The sequence below is a fragment of the Prosthecobacter sp. genome (assembly GCF_034366625.1).
Classification (GTDB): Bacteria; Verrucomicrobiota; Verrucomicrobiia; order Verrucomicrobiales; family Verrucomicrobiaceae; genus Prosthecobacter.
In genome coordinates this window covers 440,910-463,440 of the sequence record NZ_JAXMIH010000008.1, presented here as the reverse complement: position 1 = coordinate 463,440, position 22,531 = coordinate 440,910, and the positions used below count along the sequence as shown (strand labels likewise).

General features: G+C 60.2%; 17 protein-coding genes. 2 read left to right on the top strand and 15 right to left on the bottom strand.

The window, feature by feature from the left end; all coding sequences use genetic code 11:
• The 5 genes from U1A53_RS10330 to U1A53_RS10310 all read right to left on the bottom strand — a co-directional run bounded on the left by U1A53_RS10330 (position 1) and on the right by U1A53_RS10310 (position 7,575).
• Positions 1-1,968, bottom strand: a complete 1,968-nt coding sequence (locus U1A53_RS10330) for a DUF1592 domain-containing protein (protein ID WP_322280642.1) — start codon at positions 1,966-1,968, stop codon at positions 1-3.
• Between the two features lie 21 nt (positions 1,969-1,989).
• Positions 1,990-3,267, bottom strand: a complete 1,278-nt coding sequence (locus U1A53_RS10325) for a DUF1552 domain-containing protein (RefSeq protein WP_322280641.1) — start codon at positions 3,265-3,267, stop codon at positions 1,990-1,992.
• 24 nt (positions 3,268-3,291) lie between these two features.
• Positions 3,292-5,643, bottom strand: a complete 2,352-nt coding sequence (locus U1A53_RS10320) for a DUF1592 domain-containing protein (RefSeq protein WP_322280639.1) — start codon at positions 5,641-5,643, stop codon at positions 3,292-3,294.
• Positions 5,644-5,786: 143 nt separating this feature from the next.
• On the bottom strand, positions 5,787-6,461 hold the full coding sequence (gene tsaA / locus U1A53_RS10315; protein ID WP_322280637.1) for a tRNA (N6-threonylcarbamoyladenosine(37)-N6)-methyltransferase TrmO: 675 nt from the start codon (positions 6,459-6,461) through the stop codon (positions 5,787-5,789).
• A 19-nt stretch (positions 6,462-6,480) separates the two neighbouring features.
• Complete coding sequence (locus U1A53_RS10310) at positions 6,481-7,575, bottom strand: hypothetical protein (RefSeq protein WP_322280635.1); 1,095 nt, start codon at positions 7,573-7,575, stop codon at positions 6,481-6,483.
• A gap of 122 nt (positions 7,576-7,697) precedes the next feature.
• Here U1A53_RS10310 and U1A53_RS10305 point away from each other — a divergent pair, with 122 nt between their 5' ends.
• Complete coding sequence (locus tag U1A53_RS10305) at positions 7,698-8,573, top strand: sugar phosphate isomerase/epimerase (RefSeq protein ID WP_322280633.1); 876 nt, start codon at positions 7,698-7,700, stop codon at positions 8,571-8,573.
• Between the two features lie 102 nt (positions 8,574-8,675).
• Here U1A53_RS10305 and U1A53_RS10300 read toward each other — a convergent pair whose 3' ends face one another.
• The 4 genes from U1A53_RS10300 to U1A53_RS10285 form a co-directional block, all read right to left on the bottom strand.
• Positions 8,676-9,299 carry a transposase gene (locus U1A53_RS10300; RefSeq protein ID WP_322280631.1) on the bottom strand — a complete coding sequence of 208 codons (624 nt, stop codon included), beginning with the start codon at positions 9,297-9,299 and terminating at the stop codon, positions 8,676-8,678.
• A 102-nt stretch (positions 9,300-9,401) separates the two neighbouring features.
• Complete coding sequence (locus tag U1A53_RS10295) at positions 9,402-10,313, bottom strand: hypothetical protein (RefSeq protein WP_322280629.1); 912 nt, start codon at positions 10,311-10,313, stop codon at positions 9,402-9,404.
• A 10-nt stretch (positions 10,314-10,323) separates the two neighbouring features.
• Entirely contained in the window at positions 10,324-13,611 is a 3,288-nt protein-coding gene (carB, locus tag U1A53_RS10290) for a carbamoyl-phosphate synthase large subunit (RefSeq protein ID WP_322280627.1), read from the bottom strand.
• Positions 13,612-13,848: 237 nt separating this feature from the next.
• Entirely contained in the window at positions 13,849-15,183 is a 1,335-nt protein-coding gene (locus U1A53_RS10285; protein WP_322280625.1) for a hypothetical protein, read from the bottom strand.
• A 129-nt stretch (positions 15,184-15,312) separates the two neighbouring features.
• On the opposite strand from U1A53_RS10285, the gene U1A53_RS10280 reads away from it, so the two are divergent.
• On the top strand, positions 15,313-16,530 hold the full coding sequence (locus tag U1A53_RS10280; protein WP_322280623.1) for a glycosyltransferase family 4 protein: 1,218 nt from the start codon (positions 15,313-15,315) through the stop codon (positions 16,528-16,530).
• Between the two features lie 149 nt (positions 16,531-16,679).
• Here the strand turns inward: U1A53_RS10280 and U1A53_RS10275 are convergent, their stop codons facing one another.
• The 6 genes from U1A53_RS10275 to U1A53_RS10250 all read right to left on the bottom strand — a co-directional run bounded on the left by U1A53_RS10275 (position 16,680) and on the right by U1A53_RS10250 (position 22,366).
• Positions 16,680-17,288, bottom strand: a complete 609-nt coding sequence (locus tag U1A53_RS10275) for a L,D-transpeptidase (protein ID WP_322280621.1) — start codon at positions 17,286-17,288, stop codon at positions 16,680-16,682.
• Between the two features lie 74 nt (positions 17,289-17,362).
• Entirely contained in the window at positions 17,363-18,550 is a 1,188-nt protein-coding gene (locus tag U1A53_RS10270; protein ID WP_322280618.1) for an FG-GAP and VCBS repeat-containing protein, read from the bottom strand.
• A 49-nt stretch (positions 18,551-18,599) separates the two neighbouring features.
• Positions 18,600-19,343 carry a putative 4-mercaptohistidine N1-methyltransferase gene (locus U1A53_RS10265; RefSeq protein ID WP_322280616.1) on the bottom strand — a complete coding sequence of 248 codons (744 nt, stop codon included), beginning with the start codon at positions 19,341-19,343 and terminating at the stop codon, positions 18,600-18,602.
• Positions 19,344-19,355: 12 nt separating this feature from the next.
• On the bottom strand, positions 19,356-20,525 hold the full coding sequence (locus U1A53_RS10260; RefSeq protein WP_322280614.1) for a hypothetical protein: 1,170 nt from the start codon (positions 20,523-20,525) through the stop codon (positions 19,356-19,358).
• 72 nt (positions 20,526-20,597) lie between these two features.
• Complete coding sequence (locus U1A53_RS10255; protein ID WP_322280612.1) at positions 20,598-21,359, bottom strand: TSUP family transporter; 762 nt, start codon at positions 21,357-21,359, stop codon at positions 20,598-20,600.
• Positions 21,356-22,366: a sugar phosphate isomerase/epimerase family protein gene (locus tag U1A53_RS10250; RefSeq protein ID WP_322280611.1), complete on the bottom strand. Its 1,011-nt coding sequence runs from the start codon at positions 22,364-22,366 to the stop codon at positions 21,356-21,358. Before U1A53_RS10250 ends, U1A53_RS10255 begins: the two co-directional genes overlap by 4 nt.
• Positions 22,367-22,531: the final 165 nt, after the last annotated feature.

Here is a 22,531-nt window from a genome sequence, read left to right as displayed (position 1 = left end):
TCACAAGGTGTCCGGGTTGGTTTTCAGATGGCGGAAGGGATAACTCTTCACGATCTCCGTGATGAGCGTCGAGAAGCGATAACCATCCGCCTCGGCTTTCTTCACGATGCCCTGGATGGTGGCGATGTCGTAGTGCTGCACTGGCCGGCCGAGCGCGTAGGTGAAGAGGTGCTCGGTCAGACAGCGGACGAATTCGTTCCGTTTGGGGCCGCGCAGCATGTCCTTGAGACCGATGGGACCGTTGAACTTCGTTCCGTCCTTCAATGTGCCGGAGGGATCGATTGCCGCTTTGCCTTCGGTGTCGCGCCACACGCCGATCGCGTCGTAATTTTCCAGCGCAAGCCCGGGAGGATCGAGCCGCGTATGGCATGAGGCGCATGCCGCGTCGGTGCGATGCTGCGCAAGTTTTTCACGGATGGGCAGGCCGCCTTGCACCACAGGGGTGGCATCGAGATTCGGAACGTTCGGCAAGGGCGGCGGCGGCTCCTGACCCAGCACTGCCTCCAGCAGCCACTTGCCGCGTTTGACCGGATTCGTGTGCGTGGGATTCGAGTTCACCATCAAAGTGGCCCCGGCGGTGATGATCCCGCCGCGACGACGGTCCGTGATGGGATAGCGCAGCCATTCCGCGCTGCCCGGTTTCCCGACGCCTGTGTAAGGACGGTTCTCGATGCCATACACGTTGCACAACGTGAGGTTCAGCCAGGTGAAGTCAGGATCGACGAGATCGAGCACGCTGCGATCCTCCGCCATCACGGTCGCGAACAGCAGCAGGATTTCGGACGCGAGCGCTTCATTGAAATTCTTCAGGCGGTTATTGAACGCGCCGAGCACGGACGGATCCGGCGCGTGGCTGCTGATGTTTTGAATGCGCAGCCATTGCATGCTGAAATCACGAATGAACTCCTCCGCGCGCGAGTCACGCAGCATTCTGCGCGCCTGTGCGGCGAGCGCCTCGGGATCGCTTAGCTTTCCTTCATCCGCTGCGTAAGCCAGATCGCGGTCAGGAATCGTGTCCCAAAGGAAATAGGAGAGCCGCGCGGCCAGTTCGTGATCCGTCAGCGGCCTCACGCCGTTCTTTTCCTCACTCACGACACCTGTTTCGAGACGGAACAGGAATTGTGGGGCCACCAGGATGGCGCGCATCGCCACCGCCATCGCTTTCGTGCGATCTTCGCCGTTCTTGATCGCCAGATCGTAAAAGCCCGTGTAGCGCGCCAGTTCCTTTTCATCCGACGGACGACGAAAAGCATGTTTCAAGGCTTCCGCGATTATCCACCGATCCATTTCCATCGGATCGCCTCCACGCTGTTGCTGGCGGCCCGTGCGACGGTAAAACGCCTGCTGGATGTCCTCGCGCGCGGTGAGCTTTTCCGCCGCGTCGAGATACTTCTCCATCAGGAAGGGCGGCAGGTTCAGCGACTCCGCCATCGAATCGAAGCCATGGGTCGCTGGATCGGGCGGCAAATGGACGAGCGGCTCCTGAAACTGCCGGTGCAGGACAAAGCGCACCATCTCCGGCATCCCGCCGCCCTTGCGCTGTGGATCGTAAAACGTCACCCGCCGCTGAACGCCAAACAAATCCGCCACCGTGGCATTGTATTGCCTCGCCGTGAGCCGGCGCGGCGGCACATGCCCGGGGTCAGGCGCGCCACCTTCCATCGGTCGCGCCAGCATCTGCTCGATCCAGTCTGTCAACGCCAGCCGCTGGTCTTCGCCGGGCTGCTCTTCGTCCGGCGGCGGCATCTCGCGATTGTGCAGCATTTCCCAGACACGCCTCCACACCTTGCGCTCCGCGAGCACGGACGCTTCGGTCCCAAACCGCGCCAGATTTAACTCTCCCTCCATTTTCTTCTCGTTGTGGCAATCGAGGCAGTAGGTCTTGAGCGCGGGTTGCAATGACTTTGAAAAGTCCTGCGCCCTCGCGCTGGCGGCACAGGCGAACAGCAGAATGGCGATGCGTTTCATGATCAGATTGGATGGAAAGCGTTACACCCTCTTCATCTCCAATCCGGTCAGCGTTCCTGTGCTCGTGCCGAACTTGTCGGTTTCGATGCTCAGACGTTGGAGCATGTTGACGTAGACGTTGCACAAGGGCGGCGGATTGTTGGCATCAAAGGGCAGATGCTGGCCGTGCTGGAAGCCGCCGCCGGCGAGCAGGACGGGAAGGTTCTTGGTGGAGTGGCTGCTGCCGTCACCGAGATTGCTGCCGAGGAAGACGGTGGTGCGGTCGAGCAGGTTGGAGTCAGCTTCCTGCGATTGCTTGAGCTTCGTGAGCAGGTCGCGCACGGTCTTCATGGTTTCCTTCTCGACGATCCTGAGCTGCGCGAGCTTTCCAGGGTCTTTGCCGTGATGCGAGAGATCGTGGTGGCCGAGCGACACGCCTTCGATGGGCGGCGCGAAGGTGGAACCGGCGAGCATGATGGTGATGAGCCGCGTGGAATCGGTCTGGAGCGCGAGATGAGTGAGATCAAAGAGCAGTTTGGTGCGGCCGATGAGGTCGGCGGCATTGGGGATGTCCTTGGGCGGTTCGACGTTGACCTTGGGCTTCGGTTTCTTCGCCCAGCTCTCATCGTTGACCATGCGCTGCTCGAGTTCGCGGACGCTGGTGAGGTATTCGTCGAGCTTGCCGCGGTCTTCGCTGCCGAGATTGGTGCGCAGGGACTTCGCCTGATCGCGGACATCATCGAGAATGCTGCGGCCGTCTTCGAGACGGCGCAGTTGGTCCTGCACATCATCAGCGCGACCTTCGAGGAACAGGCGAGCGAAAACTTTGGAAGGCGAATTATCGGCAGGAATCAAGGCGCCCGTTCGAGTCCAGGACAGGCCACCAGAGCCTTCACCTGACAAAGCGAGGCTCGGAAACCGTGTCTGCGTGCCGATGTGATCGGCGGCGAATTGATCGAGGGAGATCGCGTTGCGAAATCCCGGCCTGCCTGCGCCCGGCGCACCCGTGAGGAAGCTAGCAGATGCCTGATGCGCGAAGCTCGAACCCATGCCCGCATGAGCCAGCCCGGAGATGACCGTGAACTCATCGCGGAAGTCCCTCAGAATGTCGAGATAAGGCGAAAGCACATAGTCCTTGCCAGATTGTGTGGGGAAGAAGTTATCGGGATGCAGCCCGAGTGGTGCGCAGATGCAGATCATACGACACGGCGGATGCGTCGCAGCAGCGTTGCGCTTCGTGTCATCAGCGAAGATGTCGAGCCATGGCAACGCGAGTGAGATGCCCGTGGATCGAATGAAGTGGCGGCGGTGAATGTTCATGGATGATTCTGGGTTAACCAATCGCTACTTGCTCTGAAACAGGGGGCTCTGCGCGACCTCGTGGATCAACGCTTTGAAGCCGTAGTTCTTGTCGCGGAGCCGGGTGACGATGGTCTCGATCTGCGGCTTGTCAGCGTGTGTCGGTGCTGCGCCAGTGCCGTAGGCGAGGAGCTTTTCGGCGAGGTTGCGGGCGAGCTGGTCTTTGTCTTCGAGGATGAGCCTCTTGTATTCGACGATGTTTTGGAAACGTCGTCCGTCGGGCAGAGCATCGCCGGGGTCCACCGCAGGGCCAGGGCGAACCCGACGACCTTGAGCATCTTTTTCGCCGCCGTTGGTGAGGGCCCGGTAGTGATCGCGCCAACCGCCGATGACGTCGAAGCTCTCGAGCGCGAAGCCGGGCGGATCGATCTTGCTGTGGCAGGTGGCGCAGCTTTCGACCTTGCGATGCTTCGCGAGTTGCTCACGAATCGTGGTGGCACCACGAATGTCGGGCTCGATGGCTTCCACGTCTGCAGGCGGTTTCGGCGGTGGCGTGCCGAGGATGCGCTCCAACACCCAGGAGCCGCGAATGATCGGCGAGGTGGTGGTGCCGTTGGCGGTGACCTTCAAGATGCTCCCCATCGTGAGCAGCCCACCACGATGACTGCCTGGAGGCAGCGCGACCTTGCGCATTTCCATGCCTTCGATGCCGGGGATGCCGTAATGCTTCGCGAGGCGGGCATTGAGGAAGGTGAGGTCGGAACTGACAAAGTTCGTGAGCGGCAGGTCATTCTTCAACACTTCGTCGAAGAACAGCGAGGTCTCTTTGATCATCGCCGTCTTGAGGATGTCGTCATACTCGGGGTAGAGCGTGCGATCAGGCAAGGTGGCGTCGATGGCGCGGAGGCTGAGCCATTGGCCGGTGAAGTTTGTGTTGAATGCCTTGGCCTTGGGATCGTTCAGCAGGCGCTCGACTTGTGCGCGCAACACCTCCGCTTCGTGAAGCTTGTTCGCTGCAGCGAGCTTCAAGAGCGTCTCGTCGGGCATCGAACTCCACAGGAAATACGAGAGGCGGCTGGCGAGTGCGAAGTCATCGAGCTTGGGCCCTTTCTCACGGAGGAAGAGGAAATCGGGCGAAACCAGCACGCCTTTGAGACCGACACGCATGGCTTGCTCGAAGGTGTAGCCTTGTTCCAGCCTGGATTTCACGCGAGCGAGGAAGGGCTTGATGTCGTCATCGGTCACGTTGCGACGAAACGCCCGTCGTGCGAACTCGCGCAGGATGCGCTCGGCATCGACCATCGGCTGCTGCGAGACGACTTCGAAGCGTTCGGGTGCGACGCGCTCTTGTTTCAGGTCGCCAAAGATCGCCTTGTGACTCGGCGGTGGCCAGGACTCCAGCAGCGGCCCTTCGACATCGACCCACTGGATAACGAGTCCCGGCCCCTTGTATTTGTCGGCACCGACTTTCTCCACCGCCGGTGGCAGCGCCGGCAGGCCTGTGGCAAGGATGCGGATGCGGTTCTCGGGTTCCAGTTGCTCGGTGAACTCGATCACCGTCGGTTTGTCGGCAGGCACGGCGAAGTAGTTGATGAGATGCTCCTCGGTCACTTCTTTGAGCGTGCCAGCGGTGACGCGGAAGGTAATGGGCTTGCCCTCGCTCTGAAAGCCGTAGCCGGAGATGCGGAAGCGATACTTGCCGCGCACATGGCTGCGGAAGTTCCACATCGTGACGCGGATGTTCGCCGACTCCCACGCCGCGAAGATGGCGACGCCATCGGGGATGTGCCGGTAAACACTGCCCTTGGCTTTCACGGAGCGTTCCTCCCTGATGTCGAAACGCTTCTTCAAGATCCACGGCTGCGGCTCGTTCGCGATGGCCTCATCGAGGACGCGATCCGCCGCATCGAGGTAGCTGCGCATGAGATACGACGAGGTGTGCAGCAGCTCGGCGTTGTTATCGAAACCGTTCGTCGAGGTGTCCGGCGGCAGCAGATCGGACAAATCAACCTCCACGCCGAGCAGATCGCGCACCGTGTTCGCATACTCGGCCCGATTCAGCCGCCGCATCACCACACGCCCCTCAGTTTCACGCCGGGCGTTCTCCGCCGATGCCGAGCGCGTGCTGATCCACTCCATCACGCTGTGCAGTTCCTTTTCAGGTGGGCGTGGTTTCTCCTTCGGCGGCATCTCACCATTCTTGAGCTGCTCCAGCACGGCCAGCCAATGCTCGCGGTTCTTCTTGTCGGTGAAATCGTCCGACAGACTTGCGACGGCAAAACGGCCTTTGGGTTTCGTACCGGAGTGGCACTTCTCGCAATGTTGGGCAAACAAAGCCTGCGCGGGAGTCTGCGCCTCCGCCGCCATGAACTGCGGGATGCTGAAAACGGTTCCCATGACGAATACGCTCAGCCACGACATCGAACATGGCCGGTGTCTTGCGGAGTGATGGCGGATCTGGCTCGGAGACATATGCCCAACAGCCAATACAGCCGACGCCCATCACTTCGTTCGATTGTGACACGCTTTTTGGCCTGTCCTCATGCCACCCGTTCGCAACTCTTCACTCTCGCGCCATCGGTGGTCGCAGCCCACTTCACCCGCCAGCCCGCGATCTCCGTCGCATATTCACGATCTGAATCGTCATGGTAAGCCGGTTGCGGCTGCTGAGCGAGGGATTGGACGATGATCACCCGTACGTCGTCAGGTGCGAGGCTTACACACTCCCAGATCACCGGAACCTGTGGCGGTGGAGTGTCCGCGAAGCCGCTGTGGGCCTCGGGAATCGAATCCGCATAACGCACATACGGTTTGATGTCGAAAATGGGTGTCCCATCGACCAGATCGACGCCGGACACTAACAATCGCGGTGCCAGGTCGCCTTCCAGTTCCACGCGATCCAGCTTCACCACACTCAAGGTCAGTCGGTTTGGTCGGAACGGCGAACGTGTGGCAAACACGCCGCGTTTCTCGTTCCCACCGAGTTTCGGTGGGCGCACGGTGAGTGAGGTCGGCTCGTCGTTCACCAGATGAAACTGCGTGATGAGCCAGAGGTGGCTGAACTCTTCAATGCCACGCACTGCTTCGATGCGCCGATACGCCGGCTCAAACTCGATCACACCCCACGCACTCGGCACCAGCCCGGACTGCCGCGGTACGCCGAACTTGTCGGTGTAGCAGGTGCGCAACGTGGCGATGACGTTCAGTGATGGCATGGGCGTGAATGGGTTCTTCTCACGCGACTATACGCCATGTCAGCTCGATGCTCATGCCCAGCGGTAGTGGTGTTACGGGGCCTGCGGGTGTTTCAAGGATCGGCGTTTGTGAAGGCGTCTTTTCCATCTGGAAACACTGTGATGATGCCGGGAAGCCATAGAAAACGGGGCCGTTGAGGCAGAGAAAGCGCTCGAAGAGGGCCTGGCCTTCGCTGGTGCCTAGATCGACGCCTGCTTCTTCAAAGGCCATCGCATAAAGCTGAGGAGCACAGCCGCCGGTGAAGCAACCGGCTGCGCAGCCACAGGCCGTCGCCTTCGTCGTGTGCGGAGCGCTGTCCGTGCCGGCGAAGAACTTGGTTTGGCCTGCGGTCGTCACCGCTTGTCGCAGCGCGGCGCGATCATCTTGGAACTTCACGATGGGCAGGCAGTAGAGGTGATACTTCAGCCCCTGAATCAGATGCCCTAGCGTATAAAGCAGGTGCTGCGGGGTGATCGTGGCCCCGAAATGCTCCGGTGCCGCCGCCACAAACTCCGCCGCCGTGCGCGTGGTGATGTGCTCGCACACGATGCGCAATTTCGGATACGCTGCGAGCAGTCGCGGCATCCGCTCCGTGTAGAACCGCGTCTCCGCATTCTGCTGTGCGTCGATGTAGTCCGGCCCGGTCAGTGCGTGCTGCTCGCCATGAATGCAGAGAACGATGCCGCACTCCTCCATGGCGCGGAATACCTCGCCACCGATGAGGTCATCCATCGGCATGCCATGCTCCGAGTTAGTGGTGCCATGCGGCGGGTAGTATTTGCAGGCGCGTAGCAGGCCCGATGCTGCGCCTTCGCGAATCATCGCCGCCGTGGTCTGCCGCGTGAGGTAAAGCGGGACGATGAGCTGCTCAAAGGCCTCCGCCCCCGCCGCACGCAGCTCCGCCGAGTAGCTCTCGATGCTCCAGCCATCGCTTTGAGCCGCACCCGAGACCCGCGACACTGGCGGCTGCGTATTCGGCATCGCCAAAGCGCCTGCACAGCCCATGTCGAGATGCGCTTTGACATACGAAGCCATCGCCGGGCCTTGGCGGAAATGCGTGTGAAGGTCGAACCACTTGGGAAGCGTGAGGGTCATGCTTTCCTGTTAGCGTGGGGAGATGAAAGCGGCAAGAGGGGAGAGGAACCCCTCGCCTCCACGTCCTTGATTTCCCTGCCATTCAGGCAGAAGAAGCCGCACACCTCAAATCCAGCCCACCCATGATCTCAAACCCACTCTCCCGCCGCCATTTCCTCGGCACAGCTCTCGCCACCGCCACTGGCCTCACCCTTCCTCGATTCGCTTCGGCTGCGGAGAAGCCGAACTCCGTTTTCAACGGCGTGCGCATCGGCTGCATCACCTACAGCTACCGCAGCATGGCGAAGACGGCGGAGGAGACGCTGAAGGCGTTGCTTGATGACGGCCTCAGCGAGACGGAACTCATGGGCGGACCGATCCAGGACTTCGCCGGCATCAAAGGCAAGGCCACGGACGCGGAGCGTGAGCAGCAGCTCGCAAAGTGCCGTGAACTTAGGAAGATGTACAACGACGCGGGCGTGAACATTCACATCCACAAGATGGGCTTCGGTCAGTCGAATGAGGAGATCGAGTTCAGCTTCCTCGTGGCCAAGGCGCTGGGCTGCACCGGCGTCACCACCGAGCGCAATGCCATCCTTGCCGCGCGTGTCGCGCCGTTTGCGGACAAGCACAAGATCTGGGTCGGCTTTCACAACCACACGAACAACCTGCCAGAGATGGACAAGTTCGACTCCATCCTGGACCTCGGCCAATACATCGGTTTCAACCTCGACATCGGCCACTACGTCGCCGGGACGAAGGGCAAGTCGCCGATTCCCGTGCTGGAGAAGTATCACAGCCGCATCACGAACCTCCACCTCAAGGACCGCACTGCCGACGGCGGCAACGTGGCCTGGGGCCAAGGCCAGACACCGATCAAGGAAGTGCTGCAGTTGATGAAGAAAGAGAAGTGGACCTTCCCAGCCGAGATCGAGCTCGAATACAAGATCCCCGAAGGCTCCGACGCCGTGAAGGAAGTGGCGAAGTGCGTGCAGTATTGCAAAGAGGCGCTGGCGTGAGGGGATTGAGAGAGGAGCGCGGACACTCCTGTCCGCCTCTTCATTGTCGCGGCTTCGCCGCCATTTGAATGAAGCGGGCAAGAGTGCCCGCACTCCTCTCAATCAGCTTCGCTCCCAAAGCACAAAACCCGTCTTCAAACCGGCTTTCGCCGGATTCTCGCGAATGTAGGCCTTCACGGTGTTGAAGTGCTCGGGACTGCGGATGAGGCGGTCGAAGTAATCGGGCTGCCAAAAGGGATTCAGGGCGCTGAGGCCGGTTTTGTGGATGAGACGGCTCGAAACGCCTTTCCAGCCTTGGAGTGTGTCGGGGAGGGATTCGCCGTCGCGGAGCGTGAAGAGGACGTGGACGTGATTGGGCATGATGACGTAGCTCCAGAGGTCGTAGCGTTGGCCGTCGAAGTGATGGCCGTCGAAGTGATGGAGGCGGTCGGCGACGATTTGGGCGAGGCCTAGATCACGCAAGACGCAGGAACCGTGCGCGACGTCGAGGTGTTCGTCGAGCTTGTCGGAGAACTGGCCGTGGTAGCAGGCTTCGGTGATGTCGTCCCACGGCGGCGGATTCGCGGCGAGGAAGGCCTCGCGGGCGCGAAGCCAGTCATCGAGAAGTTCACGCGGCAGCGAGTCGGCGAGGCGGAAAGTGACGAAGATCGCCACCTCGCCTTGCTGCCAATGGGGCAGCTTGTGGGCCGTCTTTTCGATGTCCCCTCGCGGATCGAAGAACTTCATGATTCATGCTAATCGAGGGGAGCGCGGGCACTCTTGCCCGCAATGTTGCAATGGCGGCGAAGCCGCGAAGCGAAGAGGCGGACAGGAGTGTCCGCGCTCCTATCACGCGAAGGCCTCGCTTTCGTGAATGAACTTTTCGACGTCTTGAGTCGGACCGCCCCAATTGACAGGCCCCAACCGTTCTTCAGCAGCCTTTTCAAGTCGCTTCGATAAGCCCATTCTACTGGCAAATATTTGTTTGGGTCTCCTCCCAGCGTGGATACCCAGCACACCGAGGTTCAATTCATCAAATCCAAAGCCAAGAAAGAGGGCCTTCTTTTTGGAAGCTATGAGGTCTCCGAGATTGTCATTCGCTTCTGCCCTAGGAGGGATAAGTTTGATGAACGGAGTCGAGTTTTCAAAGTAGTTTGGTTCACCGTATTCGACGCAACCATCTCCATGCCCTAGTTTGCCGAGAGATCCATAGACGTGATGGATTCGGATTTTGGCGAGCACCTCCTTCTGCCGAGTTGGGTATGCTGCCTTGGATGCTCGTCGGACGTATTCCTCCAAGGACCGGTCATAATTGAAGGTTACGATCTCCAATGGTGCTGAATCGCTTGTGATGGTGGGGATGAGCACATCATTCCAGAATGCCCTATACCACCCGCTGCTGAGTGTGCTTTGCCTTTCGCACAACAACAGAATTAGAGCGATGTAGTGTCTTGCCATCGTCTCGGAGTTCGGATGAAGGAACGCGAACCGATCAATCGAGTAGATCTCGGATTCGCGAAACTGCTTCTGCAACTGAATGAAAAACGGATGGTGGGGAGCCTCCTTTGTGGGCACAAAACACGCTTCAAGGAACTTTTGCCACGAACCAACTGGTTCGCGTAGCATGTCGTTGTATTTGAGCTTGGCGAATGCGTCCGGAAGTTCCCCATTTATCATCAGCCCAAGTTCTGAAGCGGTCGGAAAGCCATAAGGCTTACTGGCACCTGCACCGAGGATTAGGACTGTGTCTTGGTTCGCCATTTCAAATCACTTACTTGTGATACTCCTGCAAAGCCCGCACCTGCACCTCGCTGCCTTGCAGTGACTTGATCGCACGCAGCGCGGCATCGGCTCCACGCAGCGTGGTCATGATGGGGATGCGGTTCTGCATGGCGGCGGTGCGGATCTTCACCTCATCCTCACGCGGGTTCTTGCCGCTGGGGGTGTTGATGACGAGGGCCATGTCCTTGTTCTTCATCAGGTCGATGACGTTGGGGCGCTGGCCGCTGGCGAGTTTGGGGAGGATGTTCACGGGGATGCCGGCTTCGCTGATGACGCTGCCGGTGCCGCTGGTGGCGTAGAGGGTGAAGCCGAGGTCGGCGTAGCCTTTGGCGATGCGGACGACGTTGGGGCGGTCGGTTTCTTTGACGCTGATGAAGACGTTGCCCTTGGTGGGCAGGGTGCCGCCGGCGGCCATCTGGCTCTTGGCGAAGGCCATGCCGAGGTCGTAGTCGATGCCCATGACTTCGCCGGTGCTCTTCATCTCGGGGCCGAGGATGATGTCCACGCCGGTGAACTTGCTGAAGGGGAAGACGGCTTCTTTGACGCTGTGATGCTTCGGAATGACTTCTTCGGTGAAACCGAGTTCCTTCAAGGTTTTGCCGGCCATGATCTTGGCGGCGAGTTTGGGCAGTGGGACGCCGATGGCTTTGCTGACGAAGGGCGCGGTGCGGGAGGCGCGGGGATTGACTTCGATGACATACAAGTCGTCGCCTTTGACGGCGAGCTGCATGTTCATCAAACCGCGGACGTTGAGGGCCTTGGCGAGCTTTTTGGCGGCGTCGCGGATGCGGTCCTGCATCGAGTTGCTGAGGCTGAAGGGCGGGATGACGCAGGCGCTGTCGCCGGAGTGGATGCCGGCTTCTTCGATGTGCTCCATGATGGCCCCGATGACGGTGGTCTCGCCGTCGCTGATGCAATCGACATCGACCTCGGTGGCGTCTTCGAGGAAGCGGTCCACGAGCACGGGGCGGTCGGGCGTGGCCTCGACGGCGTTCTTCATGTAGTGGGTGAGTTCGGCGTCGCTATAGACGATCTGCATGGCGCGGCCGCCGAGCACGAAGCTGGGGCGCACGAGGCTGGGGTAACCAATGCGCGCGGTGATGGCGAGGGCCTCCTCCAACGAGGTGGCGGTGCCGCTTTCGGCCTGGTGCAAACCGAGGTCGTCGAGCAGCTTGGCGAACATCTTGCGGTCTTCGGCGAGTTCGATGTTCTTCGGCGAGGTGCCGATGATGCGGACGCCGTTTTCTTCGAGGCCTTTGGCGAGATTGAGCGGGGTCTGGCCGCCGAACTGGACGATGACGCCGAGCACCTGGTCGTGGCGGTTTTCGCGCTCGTAGATGTTGAGCACGTCTTCGAGGGTGAGGGGCTCAAAGTAGAGCTTGTCGGAGGTGTCGTAGTCGGTGGAGACGGTCTCGGGGTTGGAGTTGACCATGATGGTCTCGTAGCCCAGCTCGCGCAGGGCGAAGCTGGCATGGACGCAGCAGTAGTCGAACTCGATGCCCTGGCCGATGCGGTTCGGGCCGCCACCGAGGATCATGACTTTTTTGCGGTCGTTGTCGCGCACTTCGTCCTCGATGCCGTAGGTGGAGTAGTAGTAAGGCGTGAAGGCCTCGAACTCGGCGGCGCAGGTGTCCACGAGGCGGTAGGTGGGGATGATGCCGAGAGCTTTGCGTGCGGCGCGGACAGTTGATTCCGACACTTCTGTTTGAGCGGCGATCTGACGATCTGAGAATCCGAGCTTTTTAATGCGACGAACACTTGCGGCGCATTCATCTTTGTGAGTTCCGAAGGCTGGATTCGCAGCCATCATTTCTGCATCACCATGACATGCGAAGTTCGATTCTTCGCGATAGATCATGGACGATTCGACGACAATCTCCTCAATCTGCCGCAAGAACCAGCGATCAATCTTGGTGAGCGAGAAGACCTTCTCCACATCCCAGCCCTTCGCGAAGGCCTGGCCGAGGAAGAAGATGCGCTCGGCGTTTGGCACCGTGAGCTTGGTGGTGAGGGTTTCGTCATCGACTTCCTTGTCGGCACCATCGCCGATGAGGCCGAAGCGTTTGATCTCCAGGCTGCGCAGGGCCTTTTGCAGGCTCTCTTTGAAAGTGCGGCCGATGGCCATGGCCTCGCCGACGGATTTCATCTGCGTGGTGAGCGTTTCATTGGCACCGGGGAATTTCTCGAAGGTGAAACGCGGGATCTTGGTGACGACGTAGTCGATGGTGGGCTCGAATGCGGCGGGCGTGTGGCGCGTGATGTCGTTCTTCAACTCGTCGAGCGTGTAGCCGACGGCGAGCTTGGCGGCGATCTTCGCGATGGGGAATCCGGTGGCCTTCGACGCGAGCGCGGAGCTGCGGCTGACGCGCGGATTCATCTCGATGACGATCATGCGGCCCGTGTCGGGATGCACTGCGAACTGGATGTTTGATCCACCCGTCTCCACACCGATCTCGCGGATGCAGGCGAAGGAAAAGTCGCGCATGATTTGGTATTCGCGATCCGTGAGCGTCTGGATCGGTGCCACGGTGATCGAGTCGCCGGTGTGCACGCCCATGGGGTCGAGATTCTCGATGGAGCAGATGATGACGCAGTTGTCCGCCTTGTCGCGGATGACCTCCATCTCGAACTCCTTCCAGCCGAGCAACGACTCCTCGATGAGCACTTCCGTCACGGGCGAGAGATCGAGTCCGCTGGCCGTGATGGTTTCAAACTCCTCCTTGTTGTAAGCGATGCCGCCGCCGGTGCCGCCGAGCGTGTAGGCGGGGCGGATGATGAGAGGCATGGTGCCGATCTGCTCCGCAATGGCGCGGGCTTCTTCAATCGTGTGAGCCACGCCGGACTGCGGCAGGTCGAGGCCGATCTTGAGCATGGCGTTCTTGAACTTGAGCCGGTCCTCACCTTTCTCGATGGCCTCCGCATTCGCGCCAATCATGCGCACGCCATGTTTGGTCAGCGTGCCAGCATTCCACAGCGACATGGCGCAATTCAGCGCCGTCTGGCCGCCGAGCGTCGGCAGCAGCGCATCTGGCTTCTCGATCATGATGATCTTCTCGACGATCTCGGGATTGATCGGCTCGATGTAGGTCCGATACGCGAACTCCGGGTCCGTCATGATGGTGGCCGGATTGGAATTGATGAGCACCACCTGATAGCCTTCCTCACGCAGAGCCTTGCAGGCCTGGACGCCGGAGTAGTCGAACTCACAGCCCTGGCCGATGACGATGGGGCCGGAACCGATGACGAGGATGGTTTTGATGGTGGTGTCTTTGGGCATGGGGGTGGATAAAAGCTGAAAGCTGAAATTTGGAAAACTGAAATGGGAAGCGTCGTCGTGGGCGCTTTCAGGGGGCCGGGGAGAGGAATCGGGTGGATTCGCCGCGCTTGGCGGGCCGGAAAGCGCGGCATCTTGCACAGTCGTGGGGGTGCGTCAAATGCGGGGGCGCAAAAGCCGCGAAATTGCCTCCGGAAGGCGACATGCAGAGATCTCCGCCCTCGTTTTGCGGCAAGCGGCTCAATTGACCGTGATCTTGACGCCAATGTCCCTGTAGGCGGCGATGATCTCCTGCGCGATTTGTGAATAACCGCGTTCATCGAGCAGGAGGTGCAGATGTTTGAAGGGGGCGGTCTCGCCCTTCATGTCCGGCGGTGGAAAGCTGGTGGGATAGCTGAAGCGGCCGTCGGGGAAGCGTTTGACGCGGGGATCTTTGAAAAAAGTGCGCAGCGCCTCGACCTCGCCATACACGGCGTCCATGAACTTGATGAAACGCGTGCCCTGCTTGTCTCCATCTTTTTTGACGCCGTCGAGATGGCAGAAGAAATAGACGAGCAGCGCGGAGCGGAAATAGAGCTCGCCCATCTTCTTGTTGGAAGTATCGGCGATGCCGGACCAGGTGGCGCGGTTCATCGTCATGTGCGTCTCCAGATTGCCGATGTCGATGGCGTAGCCGCGCTTCTGCATTTCCTGGATGTGGTCGCGGATGCCGGTCTTGTGGGCCTCGGCGCGGAATTTGCCGGCGTTGTAGGGCAGCATCTCGGTGTATTCCGCAGTGCCTTCGATGACCCACACGGGCAGGAAGGTGAGGTAGTCGTCCATCACCTGATGGGTGATCTCGTGGATGAGGGTGCCGCCGTCGTAATCAGCGTCCTTGGCGTAGGTCTTGCCGAGAAGCTTGAGGCCAATGCTGGGAAAAGGGACTTTGAAGATTTTCTCGCCGCTCATGTACACGCCGCCGGAGTTTTCGGGACCGCCTGCGTCCTTGTAGTCCTGGCGCGTTTCATACAGCGCGGCCTGATAGCGCTCCATGCCTTCCGGCGGCCTGCAAACAACGCCCCAAGGCAACGAGGAGACGAGCGTCCTCGTGGCCTCGAAGGTTCGCGCGACTTCCTTCATCACACTGCCGGCCAGCTTGGCCTGCGAGGTGAACTCGAAAGCCTCGGAACGATACACGCACTTCCGTGCGACAGGATTCTCCTCGACGATCTGGATCTCGATGGATTTCGTCGGCACAGCGACATTTTCCGGCCAGGTGCGCTTCTCCAGTGGGAGGCGGTTCAACGAAGCGGCGGCAACAGCCGGTGTGGCGCCTTGGGCGGTCGATGGAGCGGGTGCGGGAGCCAGGCTCTTCACGAACGCCTGGTCCTCGGCGCTGAGACGTGCGAGCGGGATTTGATGCTCTTTGCCATCCGCCACCTTCAAAATGACGCCGTCGGCCGTGGCGCTGACGAAGGATGCCTGGATGATGCGGCCCTGCGCGTCCTTCCACGGGCGCAAAGCGGCATCCTGCGCGAGTGCGCCAAGTGCAAAGAAGGCTGTCGCGATGAAGAGGCTGCGGTTTGCGGGCTTCATGGTGAGCGTGAATATCACGAAGCGGGAATTTAGGCAAGACGGCTCTGCATTTCATGCCAGAATCCTACGCGTGGCCCGTGTCCTGCTTGGCAAACAGGCGGCGCAGGCTTTTTGTGCTCTGATTTTCCGATGGCATCCCTTTCCCCCAGCCCACCCCGCGCCCTGCTGCATGTCTTCAACCGCTACCTCTTCAAAGGTGGCGAGGAGATGATCGTGGACAAAATCCACACCGACCTCTCCACCCTGCATGACATGACGTGGTGCCGGTTCGACAGCGCGGAGTGGACCGGCGAGCAGGCACCTTCACCATGGCGGCAGGCGACGCGGCTGTTTTACAATCAAGAGGCACGTGGTCGTTTTGAATCGGCTCTGGACACGAGCGGCGCAGGCGCGGCGGTTTTTCACAACGTCCACCCGGTCGGATCTCCCTCGCTGTATCATGCTGCTATGAAACGTGGACTGCCGGTGGTGCAGTTTCTGCATAACTTCCGGCCATTCTCCGTCGGCGGCACGCTGCATGCCAATGGCAAGCTGATACCCGACGCGCTCTACGGCAGTCATTGGAGGGAAGTGCGCGCCGGAGCGTGGCAGAACTCCGTCGTCAAGAGCGCCTTGTTTGCCGTGATGCTGAAGGCTCTGCAACACAGCGGCTGGCTGAAAAGCGTGAAGGCCTGGATTGCGGTGTCGGATTTCATGCGGCAGAAGCTCGTCGCCGCCGGAGCGCTGCCTGCGCAGCGTGTGCATACGCTGCGTCATGCCTGGAATGCCCTGCCGCAGCCGCCTGTGGTCGAAGACGCGGGCTACTACCTGTTTCTCGGGCGGCTGGTCGAAACCAAGGGCGTCATCCCGCTGCTCGACACGTGGGACGCGCTGCGTGCGCAGTTCGGCAAAAACACGCCGCTGCTGCATCTCGCGGGTGAAGGCCCGCTCGATGACGCCGTGCAGCAACGCGTGCGCACGAACCCCTACATCGGCCAGCTCGGCCACATTTCTGGCGAAACAAAACGCGAGGCCTTGCGGCGCTGCCGGGCGGTCATTGTGCCCTCCACGTGGTGGGAGCCGCTGGGGCTCGTGGTGTACGAGGCGTATGACTTTGGCAAACCCGTGCTCGCCGCCAAAACAGGAGGCCTGGGGGAGATCGTGCAGCATGGCGTCACCGGTTTGCAGCACGAGCCGGGCGATGTGCCCGGCCTCGTGAATGATGTGCTGGCGATGGAAGCCACGCCGGGCACCGCACGCCTCGTCATCGGCCGTGCCGGACGCCAGTGGCTGCTGCGTGAAGCAAGCACGCAGGCATGGCTGAAGCGCTTTGAGGAGATTCTGGCAGAGGCGGTGGAGGGAAGTTGACGGTGGTTTACCGTTGTTGACGATGGTTGACAGTGGTTTTTCCAAACCGGCACGGCGACGGCTTCCAACGCATATGTGACGACGAGCCTCTGATTCCGGCAAACCATCGTCAACCATCGTCAACCATCGTCAACCACTGCAAACTCCCCTCACCGCATGATCGTCACCCGCGAACCCACGGGCGCATGCTGGTAGATCGTTTCCGCCATGTCTCGCGGCAGGCGGATGCAACCATGAGAGGCCGGGGAACCAGGACGGGGAATCACCCCCGCATGCAAGCCGACTCCGTAGCCCGTGATGCGCATCCAGTACGGCATCTGCGCTCCAACGAAGCGGCCTCCTGGCGGAATGCGTGAAACGCCCGCCGTCGCGTTGCTGTTCACCACGTTGCCATGGCGATCCACGATCATGCCATAGCGGTTCGAGCGTTTGTCCGCGATTTTTTCCATGATGCGGAAAGTGCCTGTCGGAGTCGCGAAGCCACTGCGGCCCGTCGCCACATACGTCCAGCCGACATTCTGGCCGCTTTTGAACAGATAGGCCTTCTGCTCGCTGAGATCGATGTTCACGCTCAATGGCCCGGGCCTGCCGCTTCCATGCCAGACATACATCGACGACTGCGAGGCAAATGGCGGCAATATCAGCAGCGGACGTCTCACGACCTCAAAGCGTGAGGAAAACAGCGGAAACTGCGGCAGTTCGCACTGGCTCAGCAAGAGCATACCGACAGCAGTGATTGTGAGGCGGATGGCTTTCATGGCGGATGCGATTGTAGGAGCACAACCCGCGCCCATGCAACCCATCAACTAGAGCCAGTGCAGCGAATTTCGTTTCACTGGTTTTGCTGATTCCAATAAATCTTAACATTCTTGCTACGACGGCCGGCGCTAATGATCTCCAAGTCGCGATCTCCATCCAAATCAGCACACACCGCGTCTTCACAGGCCATGCCTCCGTCATCGATGAAAGCCTCCTGCCAGCCGTTGCCGTCCTCTTTCGTCGTCCAGAACAGTTTCACCGCCACCTTGCCGATCTTCTGCTGCGCCCGCCAGCCGACGACGATCTGGCGGTTGTTCAAGCCGAGCAAATCATGCGTGGCGATGGCGTGGCCATCGACGAGCTGATCACTGAGCACATGACGCTGCCAAGTGCCGTTTTTCGGACCGTCAGCAGGTGGTGTGTAGATCACGAGTTTGTCACCATGCATCGGCTCAATCGTCGTCACATACGGCTGACCGCCCGCGAAGGCCCCGTAACGCACCTCGCCCGCGCCTTGCAGCTCCGTTGAATCCTTCGGGTGCTTTGCGATCCACTGCTCCTTCCAGCCGTTGTCGGTTTGATCCAGCCGCACCACGCCCTCCCGGCCACAGAGCAGCAGACTCTCTGCCTCGGTGCCCGGCGCCGGGATGATGTCGAGATTGTGTGTCTTGTGCATCGTGCCCTGCACCAGCGTCGTGTTCCACTCCTTGCGCGGATCTTCCGGCATGTGGTAGGCCAGCACGCGCACACCGGCACCCTCGGCGTTCTTGTCATTGCCACGGCCATGCAACGGCACCACCACGAGATCATAGCGCCCTGCCCTGTTGCGCACCCATTTCATGCGATGCGTCACCGGCTCATGCGCCAGTTTCACCGGCTCCCACTTCTGTGTGCGGTCTGCTGGCGGGATCAAATAAAACACCGCGCCGCTGCCCGTCGTGTCGCCCGGATTCCACTCCGCGCCCACGGCGATCTCGCATTTCCCGTCGCCATCAATGTCACGCGCCGCAATGCACACATGATCCTTTTCTGTGAGCTTTTCGGCGATGACATGCTTCTTCCACGTCGGATTTTCATACCAGACGATCATATTGCTGTCTGCCAGCAAGATGTCCGTCTGCCGGTCGCCATTCACATCCGCCACGGCCAGCCCGTAGCCGATGCCGACCGCGTTATCGATCTCCTGTGCTTTAAAATTGGGTGTCTGCGCCTGCACAGCGGCTGCGGCGACGAGGGAGGCAAGGAGGAACGTGATTTTCATGCGGAGCGCAGCCTAGGCTGGACCTCCACAACGAATCAAGCCCGCAAAATCACACCGCCTCGACTTTCCGTCGCCACCGCATGCCCAGCGCCACGCTCCACTGATACTTCCGCGCATGCTCGCGGATCAGGAACGGCATGTCGCAGGTCTTCGAGAGATCAAAATGCGGCTCCAGCAGTGACGTGAGCCATTCCCGCGTCGAGCCCTGCGGCCAGTTGCCACGCGGCGTGAATTCTTCCAGCCAGGTACATGGCGTCGTCAGCAAAAGCTGCCCGCCCGGCTTCACGAGGCTCGGCAGACGCTTGATCAGCTTCAACGGATCAGTCAAACGGCACAGCAAATTCGCCGCATGCACGATGTCAAAGTCGCCAAGATCGCTGCGCAGGTTCATCGCGTCACCTTGCTCGAAACGCACACGATCCCGCCGCAGATTCTCCGGCACACGCGCCACCAGTGCTGTCCTCGCGCTGCCTTCATCCACACGCTCGTAATTCATGCTGCCATCACGCGCCATCACCGCCGCCGCATCAACAAAACTCTGCGAGTAATCCATGCCGAGCACGCTCACGCCAAAATTCGCCAGCTCAAAGCTCGACCGCCCCACCGCGCAGCCGAGATCCAGCGCCACCGCCTCACACGGTGTGCGCGGCAGATCGATCAGCTCCATCACCGTGCGCACCGGAAACCCCAGCGCCTCACGCGGCCCGTTTTCCCACGGCAGCACTTCCGCAGGCTGGCCGTAATGAAACAGCAGGTATTCGTCGAGCAGACGCCGGGTTTCGTAGATGTTCATCAGGCGTGACTCTTATTCCGCCGCCAGTGCGTCCAGCAAGTATTTCGACGGCTGGAAGTGCTCGTTGAGGACGGTGATCTGGCCATCGCGGAACATGCGCGTCTGCTTGATGTCGAAGTTCGGCGTCTTGTGGGGCGCAAAGAGAATGTCGTCGTGCGTGGCGTTTTGATGACGCTTGAACTGCGCAGGTGTGATGTGTCCACCAAGGTGGTCGTCGCGACCCGTGGCAAGATGGCAGGTGCCGAGCACTTTTTCGTCCTGGATGTCTGCGCCGGACACGGGAAGCACCTGCGTGCCGAAGCCAAGCTCGCCCAGCACGCCGGTCATCGGATCGTCGGCCAGTTTGGCGTTGTGTTCGTCGATGGTGCTCTGTTTGCCTGCGATGAGTTCGGCTTTGATGATGCAACCGCCGGTGACGGTGAGCTTGCCGAGCGTGCCGTCCTCGTATTTGAGCGGAAAGGTGCCTTCCGCACCGGTGGGCACGAAATAGACCTCACCCGCAGGCAGGTTCGCGATGTCGGGTGTGTCACCCTGGCAGAGACCGTGGCTCTTCTGCGCTTCCTGGCGGTTCAATTCGAGACGCACGGTCATGTCGGGACCGTTTTCGACGGTGAAGTCGATCTCGACCCAATCCGCGCGCGTCATCGCAAGTCGCAGCTTCTCCGCATCGACACTGACCTCCTCATAATCGACGGCGAGACCCGAATTGAGGATGACATCGTTCACGCCATGCAGCGTCGCACCACGAAAGCCATACTGCTTCGCAAAGGCCGTCAGCGGCGCGGTGGCACTGAAGGTGGAGATGCAGAGGATGATGTCGTAGTTCGGGTAGATGTCGCGTTCGAGGCTTAGCTCCTTGCCGCTCATATCAACGCAGAGATCGGGCAGATCGAGATTGCTGCCAGTCGTCTGCGTGTAGGCATACATTTCACCGCCTTTGAGCGCCAATTCATCTGCAACACCGTCTTTGAGGCCCTGATAGAAGTGATCATGCGCGCGCTTCTGGATCGCTCGGGCCGGATTCTTCAAGAACGCGTAATCCTTCGCCTCGGCGAGATCAGGCAGGTCGATGAGGATGCAGATTTTACGGCCAAAGGTCGGCTTGAACACGGTGCCGAGCAGACGTGCGAGATCGAACTTGGGGAACTGGCGGCCTTTGGCCGAGGACTGAATGGTTGACATGGGAGCGGCGATCATAGGCATTTGAGAGTGTGAGGCAATTACGGCCTGCATATTCATGCCGGACGCCACAAATCATCCCCATGTTCCAAATTGATCCCACAGCAGTTTGATCACCATGGCGAAGACGACGGTGATGAAAATGACACGAATGAACGGTGAGCCATGCCGGATCGCCATCGAAGCTCCGAGACGCCCGCCGATAAGCTGTCCGGCGATCATGGCGAAGGCGATGGGGTAATGCACGCGGTCTGAAATCACAAACACAAGCAGCGAGGCCATGTTGCTCGTGAGATTGACCACCTTCGTGAACGCGGTGGCTCGTGTGAGTTCCAGGCCGAGCAGTGAGATGCAGGCCATCGTCCAAAACGTGCCGGTGCCGGGACCAAAGAAGCCATCGTAAAAGCCCAGCACGCTTCCTGCGAGACAAGCGAAGGCCACCAAGCTCAATCTCGCTTTTGCGGCGGTCCTCCCGAGGCCAGGACTGAGCAACACATACACCGCGATGCCGAGCAACATCCACGGCACGATCTTTTTGAGCACCTCGTTGCTCACCTGCGTGACCGTCCAGGTGCCGAGGCAGGCGAACACAAACGTGACAAGCACCGTGAGCCGCACCTGAGGCCACGAAACCAATCCGGCCTTCGCATACTTCCTTACCGCCATCAGCGTGCCCCAGGTGGACTGCATCTTGTTCGTGCCCAATGCCATCTGCGGCGGCAATCCGGCCCATAACAAAGCCGGCACCGAGATCAAACCGCCACCACCCGCGATGGCGTCGATGAACCCGGCGCTGAGTCCGGCAAGGAACAAGAGTGTGATGACCTCCCAGCTCATGATTTGCGGCCGAGGATGCGATCCAGTGAGTCGGAGGTCTGCCAGATGAGCGCCTCGGGGTAATGGGCATACGGATGGAAGTATTCGAAGGTCAGGAAGCCCTTGTAGCCTGTCTCTGCGAGCGCGTCGGTGACGGCGGGCCAGTTCGTGGTGCCGTCGAGCAACGGGCGGAAGGTTTCGAGACTGAAATCGGTCCCTTTTTTGGTGAACTCCTTCAGGTGGACGTTCTTCGTGCGGTTGCCGAGCACCTTGGCCCAATGCTCGGGGAACTGGAACATGCTGATGTTCCCCGTGTCAAAATGCACGCGCACATGCTCGCTGCCGACACCATCCACAAAGGCATTCATCTCCATTGGCGTCATGAGATAACCGTTGAAGAAGATGTTTTCGATGTTGAGGCAGACCTTCAGTTTCGCGGCCTGCTTTTCGAGCTGGCCCACAGCCTCGCGGGCACGCTGGTCGCACACATCATTCGCCACCGGCTCGTGATCCGTGCGCCACGGGATGTGAACGGCACCCGGCACAACTAGCACGTTCTCCACACCGAGGTCATGCGCGCATTGCGCGATCTTTCCAGCCAGCTCCATGCCCTGCGCACGCTTGGCGGGATCGTTGCTCGTCAGCGGATACGGCCAGAAGAGGAAGGAGCAGAGTCCGCTGATCTGGATGCCGATCTCATCGGCCATCTTGCGTATTTTGACATAATCCGCCGTGCCGTGTTTCGGTGAGAGATCGTTGTCGAGGTCGTAGTTCAGCTCGATGCCGTCGAATCCGGCGTCTCTCGCGAGTTGCAGGCACTCGCGCAGCGTCATGCGCTCGGGATACGGAAAGGCCCAGAGGTTGATCGACTTGAGCATGTCGTATTTCTTCGTCGATCCACGCCTTGCATCCGGGACTGCGGGTTGAACAGCCTTTGCAGGCTCAAAGGCGAGCGTGGAAAGACCGACCGAGGCGATGGTGGCCTTGAGAGCATCACGACGGGAAAGGGAGTCGGTGGGCGGATTCATGGCGAGGATGCAATCAGAATGCGCGGAGGCTGGCAAGAGCATTCAATTCCGCGCAAGCGTCCTGGAGTGCGCCGGCCCTCCGGCGCTTTCGCATGGCGCTGGGCTGTCGAAAAGCTCCAGAGGGCTGGAGCACTCCAAAACGCTGCCGCGTCCAACGGAACACTT